This window comes from Arthrobacter bambusae (assembly GCF_022606295.1).
GTDB lineage: Bacteria > Actinomycetota > Actinomycetes > Actinomycetales > Micrococcaceae > Arthrobacter > Arthrobacter bambusae_A.
On sequence record NZ_JAHHZS010000022.1, the window covers coordinates 42272 to 68218 of the forward strand.

Sequence of the window (25947 nt, forward strand, 5' to 3'; positions counted from 1 at the left end):
CGCGCGCGCCAGACTGAATGGACTTCCTGTGACCACACCCCGCGTCCACATCGCCACGGACCACGCCGGCATGGAGCTGAGCGCCCACCTCGTAAACCACTTGACGGCCAAGGGCTACGACGTCGTTGACCACGGACCCAAGGTGTACGACGCCCTCGATGACTACCCTTCGTTCTGCATCAACGCGGCCGCTGCCGTGGTCGCCGACCAAGAGGCGGGCGTTCACGCATTGGGCATCGTCCTGGGCGGATCCGGCAACGGCGAACAAATTGCCGCGAACAAGGTCAAGGGTGTCCGGGCCGCGCTCGCCTGGAACCTCTCCACGGCGAAACTGGCCCGGGAGCACAACGACGCCAACGTCGTCGCCGTGGGCGGCCGCCAGCACACGGTCGAGGAAGCCACCGAACTGATCGAGGCCTTCCTCGAAGAACCGTTCAGCAACGACGAACGCCACGTGCGCCGCATCGGAAAGATCGCCACCTACGAGAACACTGGCGAAATCGTTGCCTAATGCCTGAAGGGCATTCCATCCATCGCCTGGCTCGCCAGTTCCAGGATGTTTTCGCCGGGCAGGTTCTGGAGGTCTCCAGCCCGCAAGGCCGATTCGTCGCGGGCGCAGCGCTTTTGGACCGCCATGAGCTGCTCGAAGCGACGGCGCACGGCAAGCAGCTCTTCCTCCGTTTTGACCACGGGCTGCTTCTGCATGTCCACCTGGGCCTCTACGGTGCGTGGAGCTTCGGTGGCGATGAGACCTTCCGCGGAGCCTCGAGCATCGGGGCGCCGCGGCGGATCGGCGAACGCGAGAGTTTCTCCCAGGAAGCCGGCACAGGAAGCCTGGGAAGCAGCTACGCGGGTCCGCCTGAGCCCGTGGGTGCCGTCCGCGTGCGCCTTGTTGCGACGAACGGCTGGGCGGACCTCAGGGGTGCCACCACGTGCGCGACGATCACCGAGGCAGAGGCCGCAGCCGTCCTTGCCCGCTTGGGCCCGGACCCGCTCCACAACCGCCCCGGCGACCGCGAGGAGTTCGTCCGCCGCCTGCTGCGCCGCAAGACCGCCGTCGGGCTCCTCCTCATGGACCAGGCGGTCGTGGCTGGAATCGGCAACATCTATCGCGCGGAAGTGCTGTTCCGCCAGGGCGTCGATCCGTGGACTCCGGGCAGCTCCCTGGACCCGGAAACCGCCGGACGACTGTGGGATGACACCGTGACGGCGATGTCCGACGGCGTCCGCGACGGCCGGATTGTTACGACGCCATCGGCTTTGTGGAGCGGAGGGAACGCAGAAGCGCTCGACGGCGAGGCCCACTTTGTCTACAAGCGGCAGGGACAGGCTTGCCGGCGATGCGGCGAAGCAGTGGGGATGGCCGAGCTCGGCGCGCGCAAACTCTATTGGTGCCCCGGCTGCCAGAACTGACGTCCGGCGCTGACCGGGTGCACCGCGCGCGCCGGGTACATCCTGAAAACACGAAGGGCCCCTCAGCGAGGGGCCCTTCGTTCCATGGAGGGGACGACGGGAATCGAACCCGCGTAATCAGTTTGGAAGACTGAGGCTTTACCATTAAGCTACGTCCCCGGGCAAGGCTGCATGGATCCCTATGAAGCTCACAGGGTGGTCCGTGCATCTTTCCGGTGGCTGTTGAAGCCGGATATAACTAAACCTAATTCAGGGGCCAAGTGTCAAATGTGCATTCTCCGGCGAGATGCCCGTAGACTGTCCTGTGCATTCACGGGGTGTAGCTCAGCTTGGCTAGAGCGCCTGCTTTGGGAGCAGGAAGTCGCAGGTTCAAATCCTGTCACCCCGACTCTGTGTGCCTGTCCCGGTCCGGGACGCGGCAGAACCCCATCCCACAAAACCAGGAGTACTTAGACTGTGAAGAGCGCTGTCGAGAACCTCACCGCCACGCGGGTCAAGCTCAACGTTGAGGTTCCCTTTGAGGAACTGAAGCCGAGCATCGATGCCGCTTACAAGACCGTAGCTTCGCAAATCCAGGTTCCCGGGTTCCGCAAGGGCAAGGTTCCTTCCAAGCTGGTTGACCAGCGCGTCGGCCGCGGCTACGTCCTGGAGACCGCCATCAACGATGGCCTCAACGGCTGGTACCAGGCTGCCGTCCAGGAAGCCGGCCTCCGCCCGCTGAGCCGTCCCGAGGTTGAGATCACCGAGGTTCCGGACCCGTCCTCGACCGACGGCGAACTGAAGTTCCAGGTTGAGATCGACGTCCGTCCCGAGGTTGAACTCCCGGACTACGCCGGCATCAAGGTCGAGGTCGCTGCAGCGGATTCCTCCGACGCCGACGTCGACAAGGCCCTCGACGAGCTCCGCGGCCGCTTCGGCACGCTGAAGTCCGTTGACCGCCCGGCCGCCGATGGTGACTTCCTGACCATCGACATCACCGCCACGATCGACGGCGCCGAGATCGACTCCGCCACCGGCCTGTCCTACCAGGTTGGCGCCGGCACCATGCTTGAAGGCCTCGACGAGGCCGTCACGGGTCTCTCCGCCGAAGAAGAAGCAATCTTCGACACCACGCTGGTTGGCGGCGAGCACGCCGGCGAGGCAGCCCAGGTCAAGGTTGCGGTCAAGACCGTCAAGGAGCGCGAGCTCCCCGAGGCCAACGACGATTTCGCCCAGCTGGCATCCGAGTTCGACACCCTTGCCGAACTGCGCGAAGACCTTGCCAAGCAGGCCGCTGAGTCCAAGGTCGTCGGCCAGGGCGTCGAAGCCCGCGACAAGGTCTTGGACAAGCTCGTCGAGCTCATCGAGGTTCCGGTTCCGGACTCCGTGGTTGAGGAGCAGCTCGAAGCGCACTTCAACGCCGAGAACGCCCACGGTGAGGGCGAGCACGACACCGAGGAGCACCGCGCCGAGGTCAAGGCCAACACGGCCCGCGCCTTCCAGAACGAGATCATCCTTGACGCCATTGCCGACAAGGAAGAAGTGAGCGTCAGCCAGAACGAGCTGATCGACTACATCGTCACCACCGCAAGCCAGTACGGCATGGACCCGAACCAGTTCGCCCAGATCATCGATCAGAGCGGCCAGGTTCCCATGATGGTTTCCGAGGTACGCCGCCGCAAGGCCCTCGCAGTCGTCCTCGGCCAGGCCGAGGTTGTCGACTCCGAAGGCAACAAGGTCGACCTCAGCGACTTCGTGCGCCCCGCAGGCGAAGAGGCCTCCGTCGAGGAAGCCGAAGAGGCAGCCGTTGTTCCGAGCGACGACCCCGCTGCAGTGAAGTTCTAGTTTCACCTCAAGCCGCCCCCGGATCCTTGATCCGGGGGCGGCTTGGTTTAAGCCCGGTGAGCATTGAAAGCGAGCTCTTCGGCAATCGTGCGCCGTCAGCGAACAGTGCGATTCGGGAGAACAAATCGCCGTGGAAAACGGTTAGTGTCCAAGTAGTGAAGATCAGGGATGGCAAGTTCAGCAATGGCCCTGTCACCAGCGAGAGGTAAGTACTTATGTCACAGCACGCAGAGGCGCCCAGGATGGCAACCGTCGATCCAGCGGCCCAGGACAACTACATCTACAACCGCCTGCTGAAAGAGCGCATCATCTGGCTCGGATCCGAAGTCCGGGATGAAAACGCCAACGCGATCTGCTCCCAGCTCCTCCTCCTCTCCGCTGAAGACCCGGAGAAGGACATCTACCTGTACATCAACTCGCCCGGCGGCTCGGTGACTGCCGGCATGGCCATCTACGACACGATGCAGTTCATTCCGAACGACGTCGTGACCGTTGCCACAGGGCTGGCGGCCTCCATGGGCCAGTTCCTCCTTTCCTCGGGCACCAAGGGCAAGCGCTACGCCACTCCGAACGCACGCATCCTGATGCACCAGCCCTCCGGCGGCATCGGTGGAACGGCGTCGGACATCAAGATCCAGGCGGAGCTGATCCTGCACATGAAGAAGGTCATGGCCGAGCTGACAGCCGAACAGACCGGACAGACTGTGGAGACCATCCTCAAGGACAACGACCGCGACAAGTGGTTCACGGCAACCGAGGCTCTCGCTTACGGCTTCTTCGACAAGATCTCTGCCCACGCGGGATCGGTCGCCGGCGGCGGCGGGACGGCGAATTCCTCGAATTCCGAGACCCCGTCGACCTCCGAGAAGTAACCGGCACCAAGAAACTTTCAGATCAGGAGCAATAAAATGAACTACAACTTTGGATGGTCTGCCGGTAATCTCCCGTCCAGCCGTTACGTCCTCCCGCAGTTCGAGGAGCGCACGCCCTACGGCTTCAAGCGCCAGGACCCGTACACGAAGCTCTTCGAGGACCGCATCATCTTCCTCGGTGTCCAGGTTGACGACGCTTCGGCTGACGACATCATGGCCCAGCTGCTCGTTCTCGAGTCCACGGACCCGGACCGCGACATCACGTTGTACATCAACTCCCCGGGCGGTTCGTTCACGGCCATGACGGCTATCTACGACACCATGCAGTACATCCGTCCCGAGATCCAGACCGTGTGCCTGGGTCAGGCCGCCAGCGCCGCAGCAGTGCTGCTCGCAGCCGGCACTCCCGGTAAGCGCCTCGCGTTGCCGAACGCCCGCGTCCTGATCCACCAGCCGGCCCTGTCGGGCGGCCAGGGTGGACAGGCTTCGGACCTTGAGATCCAGGCGGCCGAAGTGATGCGCATGCGCACGTGGCTCGAGGACACGCTGGCCCACCACTCGGGCCGGACCTCGGAGCAGGTCAACAATGACATCGAGCGCGACAAGATCCTCACCGCCGCTGAGGCGATGGACTATGGATTGATCGACCAGGTGCTCGATTCCCGCAAGATCAAGCCCCAGGCGATCGCCAGGTAGCTGGCTAAAACTCGACGCCGGTGCGGTTCAGGAAATATGGGCCGCATCGGCGTTCTGTTTCAACCCAAGCAGCCCATTGTGACCTACAGTGGAAGTTGTCATGGTGGCGCCCCCGCTGCGATCTTCCGTTCTTGGCAGATAGGTACGGGGCTGCACCACCCGCATGAAACGAAGGGATTCCCACATGGCTCGGATTGGCGAGAGCACGGATCTGCTGAAGTGTTCTTTCTGCGGAAAGAGCCAGAAGCAGGTGCGGAAGCTGATTGCCGGGCCCGGCGTGTACATCTGCGACGAGTGCATCGAACTCTGCAACGAGATCATCGAAGAGGAACTCGCGGAAGTATCGGATCTTGGCAGCTTCGAGTTGCCCAAGCCGAGGGAGATCTTCGATTTCCTCCAGGAGTACGTGATCGGCCAGGAACCCGCGAAGCGCTCCCTCGCCGTCGCGGTGTACAACCACTACAAGCGCATCCAGGCGGGCCACGCGCCCAAGACCGGCCTTGGTGAAGGCGGACACCAGGAAGACGTGGAGATCGCCAAATCCAACATCCTGCTGATTGGCCCCACCGGGTGCGGCAAGACCTACTTGGCGCAAACCCTGGCCCGCCGTCTTAACGTCCCCTTCGCGGTCGCCGATGCCACGGCCCTGACTGAGGCCGGATATGTCGGCGAAGACGTCGAGAACATCCTGCTGAAGCTCATCCAGGCCGCGGACTATGACGTCAAGAAGGCCGAACAGGGCATTATCTACATCGACGAGATCGACAAGATTTCGCGCAAGAGCGAGAACCCGTCCATCACGCGCGATGTCTCCGGCGAAGGCGTCCAGCAGGCGCTCCTGAAGATCCTCGAAGGCACCGTGGCTTCTGTTCCGCCGCAGGGCGGACGCAAACACCCGCATCAGGAATTCATCCAGATCGATACCACCAACGTGCTGTTCATTGTGGCCGGTGCGTTCGCCGGGCTCGAGGACATCATCGGCTCCCGCTCGGGCCGCAAAGGCATTGGTTTCGGGGCCCCGCTCAACGAGGTCAAGGACAACGCGGACAGCTACGGCGAGGTGATGCCGGAGGATCTGCTCAAGTTCGGGCTCATTCCTGAATTCATCGGGCGCCTGCCCGTGATCACCACCGTGTCCAACCTCGACCGTTCCGCGCTCATCCAGATTCTCTCCAAGCCCAAGAACGCCCTGATCAAGCAGTACCAGAAGATGTTCCAGCTGGACGGCGTGGAGCTGTTGTTCGACGATGACGCCCTTGACTCGATTGCGGACCAAGCCTTGGAACGCGGCACCGGAGCCCGAGGCCTGCGCGCCATCATGGAGGAAGTGCTGCTCCCGGTCATGTTCGACCTGCCCAGCAGGGACGACATCGCGAGCGTTGTTATTACCGCCGACGCCGTGGCCAAGAAGGGCCAGCCCACCATGATCGCGCACGAGGTCGTTGCGAAGCGTCGGAATAAGTCGGCCTAGCCTGGGGTTTGCATGGTTGGTGCCGGACACCCGTTCGTCCGGTAGCCGCGTCCCTTTCTTCCTACCCAAGGAGTTCCCTGTGCCCGAGCAGACCGCCAACAAGGTTGATTTCTGGTTCGATCCCATGTGCCCTTTTGCCTGGGTGACCTCCCGCTGGATCGGCGAAGTCGAAGACGTCCGTGGCATCGAGACCAACTGGAACGTCATGAGTCTCTCCGTCCTCAATGAAGGCCGCGAGCTGCCTGCTGAATACACCGAGAAGATGAAGCTGGGCTGGGGACCGGTCCGCGTCATCATTGCTGCCCGCGAGCTGCACGGCGATGAGTACATCAAGCCGTTGTACGACGCGATGGGCTTACTCATCCACCACGAAGGCGTCAAGGATTTCGCCGAGGTCATCTCCAAGGCACTGGCTGAAACCGGCTTGCCCGCCGAGTTGGCCCGCTTTGCCGATTCCGAGGAATACGATGTCCAGTTGCGTGCCAGCCACGAAGCGGGAATCTCCCTGGTGGGCCAGGACGTCGGCACGCCGGTGGTCGCCGTCAACGGCACGGCCTTCTTCGGCCCGGTCCTCACCCGCATTCCCCGTGGCGAGGAAGCCGGCCTGATCTGGGACGCCACCGTCACCCTGGCCGGCTACCCGCACTTCTTCGAGCTGAAGCGCAGCCGCACGGAAAGCCCCGAATTCAACTAGCGGGAAGTCAACGCTTCTGAATTCACGTACCCTGGGCCGTCCTTCGAGGCACAGGCTACTTCAGGAATCGCGAGGTTCTGCGGTCCGCGAGGATTTTTCCGTTCGTTTGGCAGACAGGGCAGTACTGCAAAGCCGTGTCGGCAAAGGACACCTCGCGGATCGTGGTTCCACACACTGGGCACGGCTGCCCTGCCCTGCCGTGGACCCGCATGGCGCTGCGCTTCGTGTCCTTGAGTTCGCTGGAGGCTTTCCCCACTGCGGCGGTGACGGCCGCGCCCAGGATGCTTTCGATGGACTCATAGAGGACATGAGTTGTGTCCTTGTCCAGCGACTTGGCGATCGCGAACGGTGAAATCCTCGCGGCGTGAAGGATTTCGTCACTGTAGGCATTGCCGATCCCCGCAATGACACTTTGGCTCCGGAGGAGCCCCTTGATCTGGTGCGGACTTGCGGCAAGGATTCCGGCCAGTGTTTCTTCGGTGAATTCGGGGCCAAGCGGGTCCGGGCCTAGCGTCGCGATCCCGGGAACGTCCAAGGGGTCGAGGACCACGTAGATGGCCAGGCTTTTCTTCGTTCCCGCCTCCGTCAGGTCCACACCGACGGGCGTCGAGCCGTCGCTCTTGGTGAAGCCGAGCCTCGCGGCGATATTGCTGCCGCCCATCCGTAGCTGGGCTTGCGATGGCTGCTCGGTGTAGCGCAGCCACCCGGCTTTGGCGAGATGGAAGATGAAATGGATGCCGTCGGCGTCGAGACTGACGAACTTGCCGAAACGTTCCACCCCGACGATCTTGCGACCCTCCAGGGCTGAGTATGGGGGATCGGCCGTCTTCAGCACGGCAAAGGAAGTGATCTGAATCTTCGTCAGTTCGGCATCGAGAAGATTCCTGCCCAGGAAGGCAGTCAACCCGGCCACTTCGGGAAGTTCTGGCATAGCACCACTGTGCCACAAAGCACCCATGCCCAGAACCCCGGACGCCCGCCACGAAGCCCCGAATTACATACCAGTAGTTCCTGAAGAGGGCTTGTGCTTGCTGGGGAGCAGGTCAAGAATAGAACTTACCCACTTCGAAAGAAGAGGGACACGGAAACCAGAGATTCAGTGATATGTATCTGACGCAGCCTTCGGCAAAGTTGGATGCAAGCTACCAGTGACGAGGTAGGAAGACCTGAAAGTCCGAGGATTCCGCCAGACTGCCAAGACGTCACCAGGTAGCCGAAGAGTCGAAGCCCCACCAACGGCTAAACGCTGATGGGGCTTCCCCTTTGCCCGGGAACTCCCGGGCACCTTACGGACTACGCTTGCGCGGGCTCCTCGGCAGGTGCCAGGACAACGTCGCTCACCGTGAGTTCGCCGTCCCCTGCAACCAGTGAGATCTCCTGTGCGTTGGCCGCGGCCCTCAGGTCTCCCAGTCCGGCTTCCAGTTGTGCAACGAACGACTCGGTTGCGCTGATGGTGGCGGAGAGGACCTCGGTGCGCTGCTTGACTTTGGCTTCGGACTTGGCCTTGCGGATGCCGCTCAGCGCGATGCCGACGGTGCCCAGCATCGTGGTGTCGCCGTCGAGGATTTCCACGGCTGCCGGCCACGGCGCGCGGTGGACTGAACCCGTGCGCCACCAGCTCCAGACCTCTTCGGTGGCGAAGGGGAGGAAGGGCGCGAAGAGGCGCAATAGCGCATCCAGTGCGGTGGCGAGGGCAGCAAGCACGGAGGCCTGCTCAGCCTCGCCGGCCGCACCGTAGGCACGGTCCTTGATGAGCTCCACGTAGTCGTCCGTGAACTGCCAGAAGAACGATTCCGTGATCTGCAGGGCGCGGGCGTAGTCGTAGTTGTCGAACGCCTTGGTGGACTGGGCCACGACGTCGGCCAGCTGCGCCAAAAGTGCACGGTCCAGGGGGTTGCTCAGGACGGACAGGTCCGAGCCGACCACCGAGTTCTCCGTGGCGCCCAGGTTCAACACGAACTTGGAGGCGTTGAGCAACTTGATGGCCAGGCGGCGGCCGATCTTCATCTGGGCGATCTCGTACGCCGTGTCCGCACCGAGCTTGGCCGAGGCGGCCCAGTAACGGACGGCGTCCGAGCCGAATTCGTTCAGGACGTCGGTGGGAACAACCACGTTGCCCTTGGACTTGGACATCTTCTTGCGGTCCGGGTCCAGAATCCAGCCCGAGATGGCTGCGTGCTTCCAGGGAGCGCTGTCCTGCAGGGCATCTGCCCGGACAGCCGAGGAGAAGAGCCAGGTGCGGATGATGTCGTGGCCCTGGGGGCGGAGGTCAAAGGGGTAGACCTTGCTGAATAGTTCCTCGTCACGGCTCCAGCCGCCCACGATCTGCGGAGTCAGCGACGACGTGGCCCAGGTGTCCAGGACATCGGCGTCGCCGATGAAGCCGTTGGGCTGCTCGCGCTGGGACTCGTCGAAGCCGGGTGCCGCGTCCGCCGCGGGGTCTACGGGCAAGGATTCGTCGGACGGCAGGATCGGGTTTTCGTAGTCCGGGTTGCCCTGCGCATCCAGCGGGTACCAGACGGGAATCGGCACACCGAAGAAGCGCTGGCGCGAAACGAGCCAATCGCCGTTGAGCCCGGAGATCCAGTTCTCGTAGCGGGAACGCATGAAGGACGGGTGGAACTCGATCTCGTGTCCGCGCGCGATCAACCGTTCGCGGCGGTCCTCGTCACGCCCGCCATTGCGGATGTACCACTGGCGCGACGTGACAACCTCAAGGGGCTTGTCGCCCTTCTCGAAGAAGTTCACGGGGTGCGTGATCTTCTTGGGTTCGCCATCCAGCAGATCTGCGGCAATGAGCAGCTCCACCACTGTTTCCTTGGCGGAGAACGCGGTCTTGCCGGCAATTGCCGCGTAGGCTTCCTTGCCGGCGTCGGTGGTGATCCACTCAGGGGTTTCCGCGATGATGCGTCCGTCGCGGCCCATGATGGCACGGGTGGGCAACTGCAGCTCGCGCCACCAGGTGACGTCGGTCAGGTCGCCGAAGGTACAGACCATGGCGATGCCGGAGCCCTTGTCCGCCTTGGCGAGCGGGTGGGCTTTGACCTCGAGCTCGACGTCGAACAGGGGGGACCTGACGGTCTTGCCGAACAGCGGCTGGTAGCGCTCGTCGTCGGGGTTTGCCACCAGCGCCGCGCACGCGGCGAGCAGTTCAGGACGCGTTGTCTCGATGTAGATCTTCTCGCCGTCGGCGGTGAAGAAGGGGTAGCGGTAGTACGCGCCGGCAACGTCGCGGTCCTCCAGCTCGGCCTGGGCGACGGCGGTACGGAACGTCACGTCCCACAGGGTGGGGGCCTCGGCCATGTAGGCATCCCCGGCGTTCAGGTTGGCGATGAAGGCGCGCTGGGACACCGCACGGGAGGTGTCGTCGATCGTGCGGTACGTGAGGTCCCAGTCAACGGACAGGCCGAGGGTCTGGAACAGGTTCTCGAAGACCTTCTCGTCCTCGACGGCGAGTTCCTCGCAGAGCTCGATGAAGTTCCGGCGCGAGACGACGTCGAAATCGCGCTGGTTCTTCGCCGGCTGTGCCGGCGGGCGGTAGCCGGCGTTGTAGGGGATGGCGGGATCGCAGCGGACGCCGTAGTAGTTCTGCACGCGGCGCTCAGTGGGGAGCCCGTTGTCGTCCCAGCCCATCGGGTAGAAGACGTTCTTGCCGGTCATGCGCATGTAGCGGGCCTGGACATCCGTCTGCGTGAACGAGAACATGTGGCCCACGTGGAGCGAACCGGATGCGGTGGGCGGGGGAGTGTCGATCGAGTAGACCTGCTCCCGGGTGGTGTCCGGGTTGAACTTGTAGGTTCCTTCGTCCAGCCAGCGCCGCGTCAGGGCAGCCTCGAGGCCTTCAAGGGCCGGCTTGTCGGGAACGTTGATGGGGGCGGTGGCGGGCGTGTCTGTACCCTGCGTTGATTCAGCCATGGGCCAATTGTTTCATGGCGCCCTTTGTTCCGTGGCACGCGGACGTGCCGTAGCATGCGGGCCATGACGGAACTCAAGGATGTTTTGGCCATCAAGCGCATCTATGACGAAGCAAGCGACGACGACGGCTGCCGGGTTCTGGTGGACCGGCTCTGGCCGCGAGGGGTATCCAAAGAACGGGCCCACCTGGATCTCTGGCTCAAGGAAATAGCGCCCTCGCCGCCGCTGCGCACCGAGTTTGCTCATATGCAGGAGCGATTCGGGGACTTCCGCCGTGCATACCTCGCCGAGCTGGAACAGAATTCCGCCGTGGAGCAGTTGCTGGGGTTGGCTGCCGGGAAGAAGCGCGTGACGCTGCTCTATGGCGCCAGGGATCCCGAACTGAACCACGCCCGCGTTCTGCTGGAGTTCCTGCTGGGTGCCGGGGCGGCGGCATGACGCCGCAGCATCCGCGGTTTGCGCGGGCCTATGCCCGGGCCGTTCCGGCGATAAACCTCCGCGGGGGCACACAGCACCGGCGGACGTTGCTCGCCGGGCTGCGTGGCCGCGTCATCGAGGTCGGCGCCGGCGAGGGCTCGTCGTTCGGCCTGTACCCAGCCACTGTGGAAAGCGTCCTCGCGGTTGAACCTGATGACTACCTCAGGGAGCTTGCCGGAGCCAAGGCGCAGGCCGCTCCGGTGCCGGTCACGGTTGTTCCTGGAACCGCCGAAAACATTCCGGCGGACGTCGGCGGGGCGGACGCCGTCGTCGTCAGTCTTGCCCTCTGCAGCGTCGCCGACCAGGCGGCGGCGTTGGCGGAAATCCGCCGGGTGCTGGGTCCCGGCGGAACCTTGGCGTTCTACGAGCACGTGCGCTCGGACAAGCGGTTTATCGCGGCAGTCGAAGACGTGCTCACTCCGGCCTGGCAGCATATGGCCGGAGGCTGCCATCCCAACCGCAACACCCTGGAGGCGATCGGCGCCGCTGGCTTCCAGGTGGTGCACATTGAGCGTTTCGGCTTCTCTGCGGGCCCGCTGTCGCCGTCGATCGCCCACATCCTGGGCCGTGCGGTTTCTCCGGGTGAACCGCGTTAGGGTGGTGCCATGACTGAGGAAGTACAGACAAAGACCGCAGTGGTGACCGGCGCGAGCACCGGAATCGGCGAGGCCACAGTGCGGGCCCTGGCCGCCGATGGATGGAAGGTATTCGCTGTCGCCCGCCGTGCGGAGCGGCTCGAGGCACTCGGCGCCGAGAGCGGCGCTGTGCCGTTCGCCGCGGACATCACCAACGACGACGACGTCGCGGCCTTGCTCTCCGCCGTCACCGAGGCAGGGGGAGCGGACACGCTCATCAACATCGCGGGCGGCGCACGGGGCGCTGACACCCTGGCCAATGCGCAGACCGAAGACTGGGACTGGATGTACCAAGTCAACGTGCTCGGCACCCTGAAGTTGACCCGGGCCTTCCTCCCGATGCTGCGGGCCAACGGAGAGGGCACTGTCCTGAACCTGACGTCTACCGCGGGATTCACGGCCTACGAGGGCGGCGGCGGGTACAACGCGGCCAAGTTCGCCCAGCACGCCATGACCGGTGCCCTGCGCCTTGAAGAAGCCGAGAACAACATCCGCGTGATCGAGGTGGCACCTGGCCTGGTCCACACAGAGGAGTTCGCGCTCAATCGCCTCGGCGATGCCACTGCGGCGGCGAAGGTGTACGCCGGGGTCGAGAAGCCGCTCACGCCCGAGGACGTCGCCGACGTCGTCAAGTACGCGGTCTCGGTCCCGCACCACATCAACCTCGACGAGATCATCGTCCGACCGGTGGCGCAGGCAGCTACCCACAAGTTGATCCGCAAGGGCTAAGGTCGAGGCGTCGCGCGTTTCACCCAAGTGGAGCTCGCGGCGCCGCTGCCGTTAGACTTGTGGCACAAGCTTTGACCCGGACATCACCGGTGAGCTTCCGGAAGAACACCCCCGCCACCACGGGAGCCAGTAGAACCGGACGGGTAAGCCCGTCACAGCAGCAATGAGCGGCCGACGCCGGAACGGCTCCCCTTCACAGGGGGCAGCACCAGCGGCGGTAAGTGAGGTGGTACCGCGGTACCGGCGATGTTGGAAACAACGCAGCTGGCGCCGTCCTCGCATCCTGAATGAAACTTTGTGTTCACCGGCTCAACCCAGGATGAAGAGATGACGTATTACCCCAAGGCCTCCACAACTCCGTCCGGCACCTCACGAGGGGTGTCCGCCTCCGTGAAGTTCCCGGAGATCGAAGAGCGCATCCTCAAGTACTGGGATGAAGACGGCACCTTCCAAGCCAGCATCGACAACCGCAGCGCCGATCTGCCCGGCGGGCACCCTGGCAGCAACGAGTTCGTCTTCTACGACGGTCCTCCTTTCGCCAACGGGCTGCCCCACTACGGCCACCTCCTGACCGGCTACGCCAAGGACCTGGTGGGCCGCTACCAGACCCAGCGCGGCAAGCGCGTGGAGCGGCGCTTCGGTTGGGATACCCACGGCCTGCCCGCTGAACTCGAAGCAATGAAGCAACTGGGCATGACGGACAAGACCCAGATCGAAGCGATGGGCATCGACAAGTTCAACGACGCCTGCCGTGCCTCCGTCATGAAATACGCGGACGAATGGAAGAGCTACGTCACGCGGCAGGCACGCTGGGTGGACTTCGACAACGACTACAAGACCCTCAACGTCGAGTATATGGAGTCTGTCCTGTGGGCCTTCAAGCAGCTCCACGAGAAGGGCCTCACCTACAACGGGTACCGCGTCCTGCCGTACTGCTGGAAGGACGAGACGCCGCTGTCCAACCATGAGCTGCGCATGGATGACGACGTCTACAAGAACCGCCAGGACCAGACCGTCACGGTGACCTTCCCCATCAAGGCAGGGGAGACCGAGCTCTCCAAGTCCCTGGCCGGCGTGCAGGCGCTCGCGTGGACCACGACCCCCTGGACCCTGCCCACCAACCTGGCGCTCGCCGTCGGGCCGGACATCTCTTACGCGGTGGTTCCTGCCGGTCCCAACGGGATCAAGGCCGCCTCCGCGGAGGCTCCGGTGACGGGCAGCTTCCTGCTGGCCGCCGATCTGCTCGGCAGCTACGCGAAGGACCTGGGGTACGACGACGGCGCCGCCGCACTTTCTGCCGTCACGGCCAGTTACACGGGCACCGAGTTGGCGGGCCTGGAATACGAGCCGCTGTGGGACTACTTCTCCGACACCGAGAAATACGGCACCCAGAACGGCTGGCGTTTCCTCGTGGCGGACTACGTCACCACCACCGACGGCACCGGCATCGTCCACCAGGCCCCGGCCTACGGTGAAGACGACCAGAAAGTCTGTGAGGACGCCGGTATCCCCGTGGTCCTTTCCGTCGACGAAGGCGCCAAGTTCCTCCACCTGTTCGCACACGGACCCCTCGCCGAAATCTCCGGCTTGCAGGTGTTCGATGCCAACAAGCCGATCACGCAGGCACTGCGTTCCGTTGGGCGTTTGGTTCGCCAGGCCAGCTACGAGCACAGCTACCCGCATTGCTGGCGCTGCCGCAACCCCTTGATCTACCGCGCCGTGTCCTCCTGGTATGTGGAGGTCACCAAGTTCAAGGACCGGATGTCCGAACTGAACCAGGAGATCAACTGGATCCCCGGCAACGTCAAGGACGGACAGTTCGGCAAGTGGCTGGCCAACGCCCGTGACTGGTCCATCAGCCGCAACCGCTACTGGGGCTCGCCCATCCCGGTGTGGCAGTCCGATGACCCCGAGTACCCGCGCACGGACGTTTACGGCTCCCTCGCCGAGATGGAGGCCGATTTCGGCCGCCTGCCGGTGAACAACGACGGCCAGGTTGACCTGCACCGCCCGTTCATCGACGAACTGACCCGGCCCAACCCTGACGACCCGCGCTCTCCTGAAGAGGGCCAGTCCACCATGCGCCGGGTGGAGGACGTCCTGGACGTCTGGTTCGACTCGGGTTCCATGCCCTACGGCCAGGTGCACTATCCGTTCCAGAACGAGGAATGGTTCGAGACCCACAACCCTGCCGACTTCATCGTCGAGTACATCGGGCAGACCCGCGGCTGGTTCTACATGCTGCACATCCTGTCCACGGCGCTCTTCGACCGGCCGGCCTTCCGCAATGTGATCAGCCACGGCATCGTGCTGGGCTCCGACGGACAGAAGATGTCCAAGAGCCTGCGCAACTATCCGGACGTTTCCGAGGTCCTGGACCGCGACGGCTCCGACGCCATGCGCTGGTTCCTGATGTCCAGTCCCATCCTGCGTGGCGGCAACCTCGTGGTCACCGAACAGGGAATCCGCGACGGCGTCCGCCAAGTCATCCTGCCGCTGTGGAATGTCTACAGCTTCTTCACGCTGTACACGAACGCTTCCCACGCAGTGGATGGGACAGCCGCCGGCTATGACGCCAAGCTGCGCTACGACGGCTACACGGACACAATGGACCAGTACTTGCTGGCAAACACCGGCGACCTCGTCCGCAACCTCACCTCCAGCCTGGACGCATACGACATTTCCGGGGCTTGCGATGAACTGCGCAGCTACTTGGACATGCTCACCAACTGGTACGTGCGCCGCAGCCGGCAGCGCTTCTTCGACGAGAACACCGACGCCTTCGACGCCCTCTACACGGCACTCGAGGCCGTCTGCCGTGTCTCGGCATCGTTGCTTCCCCTGGTTTCCGAGGAGATCTGGCGTGGCCTGACCGGAGGGCGTTCCGTGCATCTGGCTGACTGGCCCGAGGCCTCGTTGTTCCCGGCAAACCCGGAACTCGTCGAGGCCATGGACCGGGTCCAGCAGATCTGCTCCACCGGTTCCAGCCTGCGCAAGGCCGCCAACCTTCGCGTTCGCCTGCCGCTGCAGGAACTCACTGTGGTGGCACCCGGTGCCGATGCGCTGGAAGGGTTCGCCGCCGTCGTCGCGGATGAACTGAACCTGCGGTCCGTCCGCCTCCTCGACGCGGCTACAGCGTCGCCGGAGGAATTCGGTATCGAGCAGAAACTCGTGGTCAATGCCCGCGCGGCAGGTCCGCGGCTGGGCAAGAACGTCCAGCAGGCCATCAAGGGTTCCAAGTCCGGCGACTGGTCTGTTTCCGATGCAGGAGTGGTCACGGCAGGAGGCCTCGAGCTGGAACCGCAGGAGTACACGCTCGAGACCGTCGTCGCGGAATCCGCTGACGGGTCCTCCGCGGCCGTCGCTGTCCTTCCGGGGGGTGGCTTCGTGGTCCTGAACACCGAGGTGACTCCGGAATTGGCTGCCGAAGGGCTGGCACGGGACATGGTCCGCGCCATCCAGCAGGCCCGCAAGGACGCAGGACTTAATGTCAGCGACCGCATCCACACCACAGTCCTGGCCGTCCACGACGTCGTTGATGCCTTGCGCGCCAATGAAGAGCTGGTCAAGACCGAAACCCTGTCCCTCAAGCTCGACCCCGTCGTCTCCGGCGACGCCGCCGAGCCGCAGATCACCGTTACCAGGATCGAGGCCTAGTACATGAGCGACGAATTCTCCGTAGAAAGCGTCTACGCCGAACTCCTCGGCCGCGCCCCGGAAAACAAAATGGAGCCGCGCCTGGCGCCCCTGTACCGGGCCATGGATGTACTGGGGGAGCCCAACAAGGCGTTCCCGATCATCCACATCACGGGCACCAATGGCAAGACGTCCACCGCCCGCATGATCGAGGCGGGGCTTCGTGCCCACGGCTTGAGCACGGGCCGCTACACGAGTCCGCACCTGTCCAAGGTCACCGAGCGCATCAGCATCGACGGCGAGCCGGTTTCGGACGAGACCTTTGTCCGGATCTGGGACGAGATCCGTCCGTACCTTGAAATCGTGGACAAGGAACTCGAGGCCGACGGCCAGCCCCGGCTCACGTACTTCGAGTGCCTGACCATCCTGGGCTTCGCGGTCTTCGCGGACCAGCCCGTCAATGTCGCTGTCATCGAGGTGGGCCTGGGCGGCATCACCGATGCCACGAATGTGGGCGACGGACAGGTTTCCGTGGTGACGCCGATTTCGCTCGACCACACGGATCTCCTCGGCGACACCACCGAGGACATCGCCCACGAGAAGGCCGGAATCATCAAGCCCGGCGGCTTCCTGATCAGCGCGGCCCAGCCCGTGGACGCCGCCCAGGTGCTCCTGGAGAAGGCGCGCGAGGTGGGGGTGCCGTTCCGCTTCGAAGGTGTCGAGTTCGGGGTCGAGTCCCGTAGCGTCGCCGTCGGGGGCCAAGTGCTCACCATCCAGGGGCTCGCGGGCCGCTATGAGGACCTGCTGCTGCCGTTGCACGGCGCCCACCAGGCCGAGAACGCGGCAGTCGCCGTCGCGGCACTGGAGGCCTTTTTCGGCGGAGGCGAGAAGGAACTCGACGGCGACGTCCTGCGCGAGGCTTTCGGAAACGTCACCTCGCCCGGCCGTCTTGAGGTGGTGCGCACCGCTCCTACGATCATCGTGGATGCCGCCCACAACCCTGAGGGCATCCGCGTCTCTGCCGAGGCAATCGAAGAGGCCTTCAGCTTCAGCAAACTCGTGGTGGTCCTCGGGGTCCTGAAGGAAAAGGACGCGGAAGAAATCCTGCGGCAGCTCAAGGAATCCCTGGGCGGACTGGCAGAAGAGTTCTGTTTCACGCAGTCCAGCTCGCCGCGGGCGATCCCGGCCGCGCAGCTGGCCGATCTCGCCGTCGACCTTGGCTTCGGAGCGGACAACGTCCACATTGCCGAGAAGCTGGATGACGCGATCGAGTGGGCCGTGGAGCGTGCCGAAGCCAATGATGATTTGGCCGGCGGCGTGCTCGTCACGGGTTCCATCACCGTGGTGGCGGAAGCCCGCATGCTCCTCGGGAAGGTAGGTTCCTGAGCATGGCCAAACTCACCAAAGCCCAGCGTGAATGGCGGCCCGGGATGCCCAAGAAGCGCCGCTCCACCAAGGTGATGTTCGCTTCGACCGTGCTGCTTTTGGAGGCCTTCGTCGCGTTCTTCGCCACTTTGGCTGTCTTCGGACTGAAGCGTGGAGAGCCGGCGCTGGTGCTGGGCTTCGGCATCACCCTGAGCGTCGTGCTGATCCTGGCGTGTGCCGTGCTCAGCAGGCCGTGGGGCATCGGCCTCGGCTGGGTAATGCAGCTGGTCTTGATTCTCTCCGGCTTCGTCGAGCCCACGATGTTCGTGGTGGGAGTCCTCTTCGCCGCCTGCTGGTGGTACGGCATCCGTGCCGGGATGAGGATCGACCGCGAGAATGCCCAGCGTGATCGTGAGCAAGCCGAATGGGACGCTTCGCACGGGGAAGACTCCGCCGGGCAATCCGCCTGAGCGAAACCCCGTAAACTGGCTGGGAAACCCACACATCCAACATTGGAGCAACCGTGAGCATTGAGCGCACCCTTGTACTGATCAAGCCCGACGGCGTCGCCCGCAACTTGAGCGGCAACATCCTCGCCCGCATCGAGTCCAAGGGATACTCCCTGGTCGAATTGAAGAAGGTCAACGCCACCCGCGATCTGCTGCAGCAGCACTACGAAGAGCACCTGGGCAAGCCGTTCTACGAGCCGCTGGTCGAATTCATGCTCAGCGGCCCGGTTGTCGCCGCCATCTTCGAGGGTCACCGCGTGATCGAAGGCTTCCGTTCCCTTGCGGGAACCACGGACCCGACGACGGCGGCGCCCGGCACCATCCGTGGCGACTTCGGCCGTGACTGGGGCCTGGCTGTGCAGCAGAACCTGGTCCACGGTTCCGATTCGGTGGATTCCGCCGAGCGCGAGATCAAGATCTGGTTCGGCGCGTAGTTTCCCACCACGCCAACGAACAACGCGGGGTCACTTACGGTCCATCCGGAGGTCCGGAATGGGCCGTAAGTGACCCCGCGTTAGTTAAGGGATAAGTGCTCAGTAACCCGAAGTGCCGATGAAGACATTGATGAAGGAAAAGAAAATGCTCGCGATCACGGCAACGTAGAGCAGCGCGGAAATGATCCAACCGGATTCGGCCAGGATCTTCGCCAGGGCTGCCGGCGCTGGAATGACCCCGTGCGCCACGTTCCTGATGGTCACGAAGACGAAGAGCGGGATCATGCATGCCCACACCACCATGCAGAACGGGCACAGGATGTGAATGACATACAGTGCCTGGGACCATAGCCAGACGATGAAGATGAAGCCCAGTGTGACGCCGGTCTGGAGTCCGATCCAGTACCAGCGGGCGAACTTGGCCCCCGCAAAGATTGCCATGGCCGTGGTGATGATCACGGCGAAGGCGACAATGCCGATGAACATATTGGGGAAACCGAAAACCGAACTCTGCGGTGTCTTCATGACGCTGCCGCACGATACCCACGGATTGAGGTCGCAGGCCGTTACGTGGTTCGGGTCGATGAGGACCTGCAGCTTTTCCAGCACGAGCGCCCCGGATGCAAGCCACGCGATGGCGCCGGTGGCGAGCAATAGCCACGCAAAGGGGCGGTCGCGGACCATGCGCGGAAATGCGGAGTCCGCGGCGTTCTTCCCTGCAGGGGTTTTCGCGTTCTCCTGCCGGAGGGATCGGGCATCGTTGTTGGCCAGGTTCGGGCTGGCGGGGCTCGGCATGGTTGGCTGTCCTTTTCTGGGAGGCCCGGCGCGGAACCGGGGAGTGCTCTTGGGAGGATTCTAGCCGCGCCGGCTGGAGGGCGCGTCCAGCGAGGGCGACGGCACGGAAGGTTTCAGGGCGTGCTTCCTGCCGGGAGTGCGGGCGTGTGAGAGAATGAACATGGCCGGAAGCCGATCCACATGCGGAATCCGGTCCGGTATCTTGTTCCCAAGACCGCCAGTCATATGCAGGGCATGCCCAGGATCCAATGATCCCCGGAAGCGCCGCAGTGGCAATGGACGGCACCTGGTTGTGTTTTTAGAACAACGGGTTTGGAGCGAAGCCGGCTTTCCGTGGATGCCGCACCCCCCTGCTGGTGCGAACCGGAAAGAACACTACTGACTTCTGTCAACGCCTGCGGGTTTTGACAATATTGCCCCTCTGGGCACCGGATGTGGCGGTTGCGCAAGGGCAGGAGTGTTGCCACATATGGATAATGAGCAAGTTGTAGCCGCCGCCGAAGATGCGACGTCCGCCGAGACCACTGAAGCACCCAAGAAGGTCACCCGCACCCGCCGCAAGGCGGCACCGAAGACGGTCGCTGCGGACGCAACCCCCGACGTCGGAGCTGCCGCCACCGTTGAGCCGCTCGCTGCGGACGCAACCCCCGACGCCGGAGCTGCCGCAGCCACCGTTGAGCCGCTCGCCGAGTCGGCGGACACCGTTGAGCCCAAGGCCCCTGTCCGGCGCAGCAGGTCTCGCAAGAAGGTCGAAACTCCGGAACCGTTGCCTGGTTTCGCCGAAGACGCTTCCACCGGTGGCGGCGAGGCACCGGATGCTGCCGTCGTCGTACCTGAAGTAGCCGCAGAGGCCGAAGCTGCCCCGGAAAAGCCGGCCCGCCGTCGTCGTACCACGAAAGCCAAGAGCACCGAGCCCGTTGCCGAAGAAGCAGTGGTCGAAGCTCCGGTTGCGGAGGTTGTGCCCGAGGAAGCAAGTGAGGAAACCGCTGGGGAGCCGGCCGTCGAGGCGGAATCCGCAAGTCCGATCGCTTCGCTGTTCCTGGAACCCGGCTCCGTTACGTCCATGATCTTCCAGGCGCCGGACTTGAGCGCAGTCGCCCGTCCGGCCGTCGTCGAAGAAGAACCGCGGGCCGAGGCCGAGGAAGTCTCCGAGGACAACGAACTGGACGAATCCGGAAGCCGCCGTCGGCGTCGCAGCCGGGGCCGTCGTGGCCGCCGGGGCACCGAGCGTGATGAAGCCGCGGGAGAAGAAACCGCCGCGGAATCCGAGGACGAGGCAGAAGCCGGTACCGAGGATGTCCTCGAAGAAGGCGTGACTTCCCGCCGTCGCCGGCGCCGTCGCCGTGGCGATCAGGACCTGGAACTGACAGGTGGGGGAGACGACGATCCCCCCAACACGGTCACCCGTGTCCGCGCTCCGCGCCCGCATGTTGAGTCCACCAGCAGCTCGGACCGCGTCACGAGCGTCAAGGGCTCCACCCGCCTTGAAGCCAAGAAGCAGCGCCGCCGCGAGTCCCGCGAGACCGGCCGCCGCCGCCAGGTCATCACCGAGGCCGAATTCCTGGCCCGCCGTGAGTCCGTCGACCGCCAGATGATCGTTCGCCAGCGCGACGACAGGATCCAGATTGGTGTCCTCGAAGACGGCGTGCTCGCGGAGCACTTCGTGTCGAAGACACAGCAGGACTCCCTCATCGGCAACGTCTACCTGGGCAAGGTCCAGAACGTGCTGCCGTCGATGGAAGCGGCATTCGTCGATATCGGACGCGGCCGCAACGCAGTGCTCTACGCCGGCGAAGTCAACTGGGATGCCGTCACCCTGGAAGGCAAACCGCGCCGCATTGAAAACGCGCTGAAATCAGGCGATTCCGTGCTGGTCCAGGTGACCAAGGACCCCGTGGGCCACAAGGGCGCGCGCCTGACGAGCCAGATTTCGCTTCCCGGCCGCTACCTCGTGTACGTGCCGGGCGGGTCAATGACGGGAATTTCCCGCAAGCTGCCCGACGTCGAGCGCAACCGCCTGAAGAAGATCCTCAAGGATCGCCTCCCGGAGAACGCGGGCGTCATTGTCCGCACGGCCGCCGAGGGTGCATCCGAGGAAGAGCTGACGCACGATATCAACCGCTTGCGGGCCCAGTGGGAAGGCATCGAAAGCCAGTCCACGTCCACCAAGATCCTGGCCCCGGAGCTCCTGTACGGCGAACCGGACCTCACCATCAAGGTTGTCCGCGACGTCTTCAACGAGGACTTCTCCAAGCTGATCGTCTCCGGCGACGAAGCCTGGGACACCATCGAGGCCTATGTCACGTACGTGGCGCCGGATCTGGTGGGACGCCTTGAGAAGTGGACCTCGGACCAGGACATTTTCTCGGCATGGCGCGTGGACGAACAGATCCACAAGGCGCTGGAACGCAAGGTCTTCCTGCCCTCCGGCGGTTCGCTCGTGATCGACCGCACCGAGGCCATGACCGTTGTGGACGTCAACACCGGGAAGTTCACCGGCAGCGGTGGCAACCTCGAGGAAACCGTCACCAAGAACAACCTTGAGGCTGCCGAGGAAGTGGTGCGCCAGCTGCGCTTGCGCGACATCGGCGGAATCATCGTCATCGACTTCATCGACATGGTCCTTGAATCCAACCGCGACCTCGTATTGCGTCGCCTCGTCGAGTGCCTCGGCCGGGACCGCACCAAGCACCAGGTCGCCGAAGTGACGTCGCTTGGCTTGGTCCAGATGACCCGCAAGCGCATGGGCACCGGGCTGCTCGAGGTCTTCGGCGAGCAGTGCGAGACATGCGCAGGGCGCGGAATCGTCACGCACGACGAGCCTGTCGAGCACCGTCGGGCCAACGTGGTGGCAGCTGAACACCACCACCCACGCACTGAGTCACAGCCGGCCGTCCGCCCGGAGCAGCGCAAGCGCCGCCGCGGCAGGGGCGCGGGCCAGGGAACTGCCGAACTCCCGGTCACGCCTCCGGTGCCGGTCCACACGGTCGAATCCACCGATCCGAATCGGCAGGCAGCCACCCGCGCCGCACTTGCCACCATCGCGGCGGCAGCCCACGCTGCCCACCTGCACGACGACGAGCTCCACCACGCGGCGGAATTGCTCGCTGACGGGCACGTAGCCGAAGCAACTCCCGCAACCCCGGCCGCCCCGGCTCCTGCCGCTGCATCGGGTGGCGAGGAGCGTTCGAAGCCTGTGCTGCGGTTCGGCGGCGAGGAAGTGGCCCTGCCCTTCGTCCACCACGAGGAAGAGCCAGCGAGCGGCGCCCCTGCGATGAGCCTGGATCTGTTGGCTCAGGCGTTCGCGGGACTAGGGGAGGCGCCCGGCACGGTCCCGGCAGCCGCGGAAGCCCGGGAATCCCCGGCAGAGGCCCGCGCGGGCGTTGCGAGCGGTGAGTCCCCGGACTCGGGTTCGCGTGGACGCCGAGGCCGCCGCAACCGCAGTGCCAGCCGTGCCCAGGGTGCCGCCAACGCCACCAACGTGGAGCACCACGAGGTCGCTGTGGCTGCCTCCGGCGGGGCAGCGCACGAGGCCAAGGCACCGGACGCTGCACCGGCCAAGTCGACGCCGGCAGCGGAACCGATCATTCTCGGAGTCGGCGTGCCCAAGTCCCAGCTCTAGGCGCAATACCCTGCAGGGGCCCCGGCCGTTCCACTCTCGTGGAAACGGCCGGGGCTTCTGCGTTTCCGGCTGTTTCAGCTGGCCCCCGCACGCCCCGGTTGCATTGGCCGATTTCAGCGGGCGGGGTGTGATCCGGGTTAAGCTAGGGGACTGACACGGGGTGCCGCGCACCAAGCCGGCTGAGACCAAACCCGTTGAACCTGTCCGGTTAGCACCGGCGAAGGGATGTCTCGCATGACTGTTTCGGCGCAATCGGCCGTCTACCCGCTCAAGGCTGTCCAGAACCATATCCCCAGGGTCCTCAGCATCGCCGGCTCGGATCCCTCGGGTGGTGCCGGGATCCAAGCCGACCTGAAGAGCATTGCGGCCAACGGCGGCTACGGCATGGCGGTCATCACGGCGCTCACCGTACAAAACACGCAAGGAGTCACTGCCGTCCATGTGCCTCCCGTGGAGTTCCTGCGCCAGCAATTGGATGCCATCAGCGACGACATCACGGTCGATGCCGTCAAAATCGGCATGCTCGGGGACGCGGCGGTCATCCACGAAGTCCGCCGCTGGCTCGGCGGGGCGCGTCCCGCCGTCGTCGTGCTGGATCCGGTGATGATCGCCACCAGTGGAGACCGGCTCCTCGCGGAATCCGCTGAAACCGCACTGCGGGAGCTGCTGCCCCTCGCCGACTTGGTGACCCCCAACCTTCCCGAATTGGCCATGCTGCTTGGCGAAGCTGAGGCGACTGACTGGGCATCGGCGCTGGAGCAGGGCAAGCGACTGGCAGCTGCCTGCGGAAACACCGTCCTGGTGAAGGGCGGACACCTGCAGGGAGCGGGCTGCCCCGATGCCCTGGTCAACACCGGGGGAGTCCTGAGCCAGGACGTGGTGGAATTCGCCGGCCAACGTGTGGAGACCCGCAACAGCCACGGCACGGGATGTTCCCTGTCGTCGGCGATGGCGACGGCCAAGGCGCGGCTCGGCGATTGGGAATCTGCCCTGCGCGTGGTCAAACCTTGGCTACAGGAGGCCCTGACCCAGTCCGAGGTGCTGGAAGTGGGGAAGGGCAACGGGCCGATCCATCATTTCCACGTGCTCCAGCAAGAGCTGCAGCCAGGGGATTTCGCCGTCCGGATGTGGGACGCCGCCCAAACGGAACTTGCGGCCATTTATGGCCTGGACTTCATCCAGCACTTGCAAACCGGTGGCCTCGGCGAAGCGCAGTTCAGCTACTACCTGTCCCAGGATGCCATCTATCTCAACGGCTATTCGAGGGTCCTGGCCAGGGCAAGCGCCCTTGCCCCCAGCGAAAACGAACAGCTGTTCTGGGCCCGCGGCTCGCAGATGTGCCTTGAAGTCGAGTCCGAGCTCCATCGGAAGTGGCTCAGCGGACGGCAGGTAAGCGGAAAGCAGGGCCCCGTCACCAAGGCCTACGTGGACCACTTGCTCGCGGCGTCGGCGTCGGGCAGCTATGCCGTGCTGTTGGCTGCCGTGCTGCCCTGCTACTGGTTGTACGCCGAGGTGGGACAGCAGCTCCACCATGGCTACCTTCAGGCCGGAGCGTCGGACGAGCACCCATATGCGGACTGGCTGCGTACTTACGCGGACGAGGCGTTCGCCGAGGCCACCCGCAAGGCGATCGACATCACGGATGCCGCCGCACGGGCCGCTTCTCCTGCCGAGCGCACGGCCATGATGGAGGCGTTCTCCGAATCCTGCCGCTATGAAACTGCGTTCTTTGATGCCCCAAGGCTGCATGGCTGAACCCGTTTCCTGGTGTGGAAGGACGGGATGGCGGGGCCATTCCGTCGGACGCCGCAGCGTGTCGGCGTGAGGATCCGGGATTTTCCCGGTCGGCAGGGTAAGGTGGACGGGCACGGTACCGGATGGCGGCATAGCCAGTCTGTGGCAGCCATCACGTGGCGGCCTCCGGACCTGGCCTCATTTGCAGCCGAAGGCGAAACTAGCGTAATCTAGATCTTCGGTGCTTACGCCAACACTTGGGTTATGCCCCTAGAGACCTTTCATGTGGAATTGACATTTCACGTGGATTTGTTCGAGGGATGACTCATGGATTCCGTAACGGAGTCCACGGCGTTGAGGCACAGCGTGAACCAGGCCCGTTTTCGGATCGGGGTTCCGCACGCAAATTTAGTAATAAACGTCGAGAGAAGTGAGTGCCCAAGTGGTGTACGCGATTGTCCGCGCAGGCGGCCGCCAAGAAAAGGTTTCCGTTGGAGACTACGTAACCCTGAACCGCGTCCCCGGTGGAGCCGGCAGCACCCTTGAGCTGCCCGCACTGCTCCTGGTGGACGGTGACAAGGTCACCTCCGCTGCTGCGGATCTGGCCAAGGTCAAGGTTACGGCTGAGATCCTCGAAGACCTCCGTGGTCCGAAGATCGTCATCCAGAAGTTCAAGAACAAGACCGGCTACAAGAAGCGCCAGGGTCACCGTCAAGAACTGACCAAGATCAAGATCACCGGTATCAAGTAACCACTGGTTGCTGTTCAGGTTTTCAACAGATTCCCCAGAATTTAAAGGCAGGCATTTCAAATGGCACATAAAAAAGGCGCGAGCTCCACTCGCAACGGTCGTGACTCCAACGCCCAGTACCTCGGCGTGAAGCGCTTCGGTGGCCAGGTCGTTTCCGCAGGCGAGATCATCGTCCGCCAGCGCGGCACCCACTTCCACCCGGGCGCCGGTGTCGGCCGCGGTGGCGACGACACCCTGTTCGCCCTGCAGGCAGGTGCGGTTGAGTTCGGTACTCGCCGCGGCCGTCGCGTAGTGAACATCGTTGCTGCTGCAGCTGCAGAGTAATAACACGTTCTGAACGGGTGGAGCGGGCCGTATGGCCCGCTCCACCTGTCT

The 25947-nt window shown here is 64.1% G+C and carries 21 protein-coding genes, 2 tRNA genes and 1 riboswitch; of the genes, 19 read left to right on the forward strand and 4 right to left on the reverse strand.

The annotated features are described in order from the left end of the window. Window positions 1-28 precede the first annotated feature (28 nt). Window positions 29-511, forward strand: a complete 483-nt coding sequence (locus tag KNN17_RS15375; protein WP_284762586.1) for a ribose-5-phosphate isomerase — start codon at window positions 29-31, stop codon at window positions 509-511. Then, complete coding sequence (locus KNN17_RS15380) at window positions 511-1413, forward strand: Fpg/Nei family DNA glycosylase (RefSeq protein WP_241709862.1); 903 nt, start codon at window positions 511-513, stop codon at window positions 1411-1413. The genes KNN17_RS15375 and KNN17_RS15380 overlap by 1 nt, the downstream gene beginning before the upstream one ends. Window positions 1414-1498: 85 nt before the next feature. Here KNN17_RS15380 and KNN17_RS15385 read toward each other — a convergent pair. After that, a tRNA-Gly gene (locus tag KNN17_RS15385) sits at window positions 1499-1572 on the reverse strand. A gap of 154 nt (window positions 1573-1726) precedes the next feature. Here KNN17_RS15385 and KNN17_RS15390 point away from each other — a divergent pair. The 6 genes from KNN17_RS15390 (at window position 1727) to KNN17_RS15415 (ending at window position 6970) form a co-directional block, all read left to right on the forward strand. Continuing rightward, window positions 1727-1801 (forward strand) — tRNA-Pro (locus tag KNN17_RS15390). Between the two features lie 68 nt (window positions 1802-1869). Then, window positions 1870-3237 carry a trigger factor gene (tig, locus tag KNN17_RS15395; protein ID WP_078108669.1) on the forward strand — a complete coding sequence of 456 codons (1368 nt, stop codon included), beginning with the start codon at window positions 1870-1872 and terminating at the stop codon, window positions 3235-3237. A 242-nt stretch (window positions 3238-3479) separates the two neighbouring features. Continuing rightward, on the forward strand, window positions 3480-4109 hold the full coding sequence (locus KNN17_RS15400; RefSeq protein WP_078108670.1) for an ATP-dependent Clp protease proteolytic subunit: 630 nt from the start codon (window positions 3480-3482) through the stop codon (window positions 4107-4109). Window positions 4110-4145: 36 nt separating this feature from the next. After that, the gene (locus KNN17_RS15405; protein WP_078108671.1) at window positions 4146-4805 is read left to right on the forward strand and encodes an ATP-dependent Clp protease proteolytic subunit; all 660 of its coding nucleotides are present in this window, start codon (window positions 4146-4148) and stop codon (window positions 4803-4805) included. A gap of 184 nt (window positions 4806-4989) precedes the next feature. Further along, complete coding sequence (gene clpX, locus KNN17_RS15410) at window positions 4990-6276, forward strand: ATP-dependent Clp protease ATP-binding subunit ClpX (RefSeq protein ID WP_241709863.1); 1287 nt, start codon at window positions 4990-4992, stop codon at window positions 6274-6276. 124 nt (window positions 6277-6400) lie between these two features. Further along, window positions 6401-6970 (forward strand): mycothiol-dependent nitroreductase Rv2466c family protein, encoded by a 570-nt coding sequence (locus KNN17_RS15415; protein WP_241709886.1) that lies wholly within the window; start codon window positions 6401-6403, stop codon window positions 6968-6970. A 55-nt stretch (window positions 6971-7025) separates the two neighbouring features. On the opposite strand, the gene KNN17_RS15420 is transcribed toward KNN17_RS15415, so the two are convergent. After that, window positions 7026-7901, reverse strand: coding sequence for an Fpg/Nei family DNA glycosylase (locus KNN17_RS15420; protein ID WP_241709864.1), 876 nt, complete (start codon window positions 7899-7901; stop codon window positions 7026-7028). Between the two features lie 362 nt (window positions 7902-8263). Then, entirely contained in the window at window positions 8264-10885 is a 2622-nt protein-coding gene (gene valS / locus KNN17_RS15425; protein ID WP_241709865.1) for a valine--tRNA ligase, read from the reverse strand. Window positions 10886-10948: 63 nt separating this feature from the next. Between valS and KNN17_RS15430 the strand changes: the two genes are divergently transcribed. The 7 genes from KNN17_RS15430 to ndk all read left to right on the forward strand — a co-directional run bounded on the left by KNN17_RS15430 (window position 10949) and on the right by ndk (window position 18670). Further along, entirely contained in the window at window positions 10949-11323 is a 375-nt protein-coding gene (locus tag KNN17_RS15430) for a DUF488 domain-containing protein (RefSeq protein ID WP_241709866.1), read from the forward strand. Beyond that, complete coding sequence (locus KNN17_RS15435; RefSeq protein WP_241709867.1) at window positions 11320-11958, forward strand: class I SAM-dependent methyltransferase; 639 nt, start codon at window positions 11320-11322, stop codon at window positions 11956-11958. The genes KNN17_RS15430 and KNN17_RS15435 overlap by 4 nt, the downstream gene beginning before the upstream one ends. Before the next feature lie 9 nt (window positions 11959-11967). Further along, entirely contained in the window at window positions 11968-12726 is a 759-nt protein-coding gene (locus KNN17_RS15440; RefSeq protein WP_241709868.1) for an SDR family oxidoreductase, read from the forward strand. A gap of 327 nt (window positions 12727-13053) precedes the next feature. Next, window positions 13054-16383, forward strand: a complete 3330-nt coding sequence (gene ileS, locus KNN17_RS15445; RefSeq protein WP_241709869.1) for an isoleucine--tRNA ligase — start codon at window positions 13054-13056, stop codon at window positions 16381-16383. 3 nt (window positions 16384-16386) lie between these two features. Continuing rightward, window positions 16387-17748, forward strand: coding sequence for a bifunctional folylpolyglutamate synthase/dihydrofolate synthase (locus KNN17_RS15450; protein WP_241709870.1), 1362 nt, complete (start codon window positions 16387-16389; stop codon window positions 17746-17748). A 2-nt stretch (window positions 17749-17750) separates the two neighbouring features. Beyond that, window positions 17751-18197 carry a DUF4233 domain-containing protein gene (locus KNN17_RS15455; protein WP_078108679.1) on the forward strand — a complete coding sequence of 149 codons (447 nt, stop codon included), beginning with the start codon at window positions 17751-17753 and terminating at the stop codon, window positions 18195-18197. Window positions 18198-18250: 53 nt separating this feature from the next. Continuing rightward, a complete protein-coding gene (gene ndk / locus KNN17_RS15460) occupies window positions 18251-18670 on the forward strand; it encodes a nucleoside-diphosphate kinase (RefSeq protein ID WP_241709871.1) in 420 nt (139 codons plus the stop codon). A gap of 99 nt (window positions 18671-18769) precedes the next feature. On the opposite strand, the gene KNN17_RS15465 is transcribed toward ndk, so the two are convergent. Beyond that, window positions 18770-19465 carry a vitamin K epoxide reductase family protein gene (locus KNN17_RS15465; protein WP_241709872.1) on the reverse strand — a complete coding sequence of 232 codons (696 nt, stop codon included), beginning with the start codon at window positions 19463-19465 and terminating at the stop codon, window positions 18770-18772. A gap of 469 nt (window positions 19466-19934) precedes the next feature. Between KNN17_RS15465 and KNN17_RS15470 the strand changes: the two genes are divergently transcribed. The 4 genes from KNN17_RS15470 (at window position 19935) to rpmA (ending at window position 25896) form a co-directional block, all read left to right on the forward strand. Next, complete coding sequence (locus tag KNN17_RS15470) at window positions 19935-23087, forward strand: Rne/Rng family ribonuclease (RefSeq protein ID WP_241709873.1); 3153 nt, start codon at window positions 19935-19937, stop codon at window positions 23085-23087. A 146-nt stretch (window positions 23088-23233) separates the two neighbouring features. Then, a riboswitch (TPP riboswitch) is annotated at window positions 23234-23330 on the forward strand. Next, window positions 23322-24842, forward strand: coding sequence for a bifunctional hydroxymethylpyrimidine kinase/phosphomethylpyrimidine kinase (gene thiD, locus KNN17_RS15475; RefSeq protein WP_241709874.1), 1521 nt, complete (start codon window positions 23322-23324; stop codon window positions 24840-24842). It overlaps the preceding riboswitch by 9 nt. Before the next feature lie 421 nt (window positions 24843-25263). After that, on the forward strand, window positions 25264-25572 hold the full coding sequence (rplU, locus tag KNN17_RS15480; protein ID WP_028267456.1) for a 50S ribosomal protein L21: 309 nt from the start codon (window positions 25264-25266) through the stop codon (window positions 25570-25572). Window positions 25573-25632: 60 nt separating this feature from the next. Next, the gene (rpmA, locus tag KNN17_RS15485) at window positions 25633-25896 is read left to right on the forward strand and encodes a 50S ribosomal protein L27 (protein ID WP_003803426.1); all 264 of its coding nucleotides are present in this window, start codon (window positions 25633-25635) and stop codon (window positions 25894-25896) included. Window positions 25897-25947: the final 51 nt, after the last annotated feature.

Excerpts from the sequence above, each read along its gene's own strand:
- KNN17_RS15380 (WP_241709862.1), top strand. The coding sequence starts at position 511 with ATGCCTGAAGGGCATTCCATCCATCGCCTGGCTCGCCAGTTCCAGGAT.
- KNN17_RS15400 (WP_078108670.1), top strand. The coding sequence starts at position 3,480 with ATGGCAACCGTCGATCCAGCGGCCCAGGACAACTACATCTACAACCGC.
- KNN17_RS15405 (WP_078108671.1), top strand. The coding sequence starts at position 4,146 with ATGAACTACAACTTTGGATGGTCTGCCGGTAATCTCCCGTCCAGCCGT.
- clpX (WP_241709863.1), top strand. The coding sequence starts at position 4,990 with ATGGCTCGGATTGGCGAGAGCACGGATCTGCTGAAGTGTTCTTTCTGC.
- KNN17_RS15415 (WP_241709886.1), top strand. The coding sequence starts at position 6,401 with ATGTGCCCTTTTGCCTGGGTGACCTCCCGCTGGATCGGCGAAGTCGAA.
- KNN17_RS15420 (WP_241709864.1), bottom strand. The coding sequence starts at position 7,901 with ATGCCAGAACTTCCCGAAGTGGCCGGGTTGACTGCCTTCCTGGGCAGG.
- valS (WP_241709865.1), bottom strand. The coding sequence starts at position 10,885 with ATGGCTGAATCAACGCAGGGTACAGACACGCCCGCCACCGCCCCCATC.
- KNN17_RS15430 (WP_241709866.1), top strand. The coding sequence starts at position 10,949 with ATGACGGAACTCAAGGATGTTTTGGCCATCAAGCGCATCTATGACGAA.
- KNN17_RS15435 (WP_241709867.1), top strand. The coding sequence starts at position 11,320 with ATGACGCCGCAGCATCCGCGGTTTGCGCGGGCCTATGCCCGGGCCGTT.
- KNN17_RS15440 (WP_241709868.1), top strand. The coding sequence starts at position 11,968 with ATGACTGAGGAAGTACAGACAAAGACCGCAGTGGTGACCGGCGCGAGC.
- ileS (WP_241709869.1), top strand. The coding sequence starts at position 13,054 with ATGACGTATTACCCCAAGGCCTCCACAACTCCGTCCGGCACCTCACGA.
- KNN17_RS15450 (WP_241709870.1), top strand. The coding sequence starts at position 16,387 with ATGAGCGACGAATTCTCCGTAGAAAGCGTCTACGCCGAACTCCTCGGC.
- KNN17_RS15455 (WP_078108679.1), top strand. The coding sequence starts at position 17,751 with ATGGCCAAACTCACCAAAGCCCAGCGTGAATGGCGGCCCGGGATGCCC.
- KNN17_RS15465 (WP_241709872.1), bottom strand. The coding sequence starts at position 19,465 with ATGCCGAGCCCCGCCAGCCCGAACCTGGCCAACAACGATGCCCGATCC.
- KNN17_RS15470 (WP_241709873.1), top strand. The coding sequence starts at position 19,935 with ATGGATAATGAGCAAGTTGTAGCCGCCGCCGAAGATGCGACGTCCGCC.
- thiD (WP_241709874.1), top strand. The coding sequence starts at position 23,322 with ATGACTGTTTCGGCGCAATCGGCCGTCTACCCGCTCAAGGCTGTCCAG.
- rpmA (WP_003803426.1), top strand. The coding sequence starts at position 25,633 with ATGGCACATAAAAAAGGCGCGAGCTCCACTCGCAACGGTCGTGACTCC.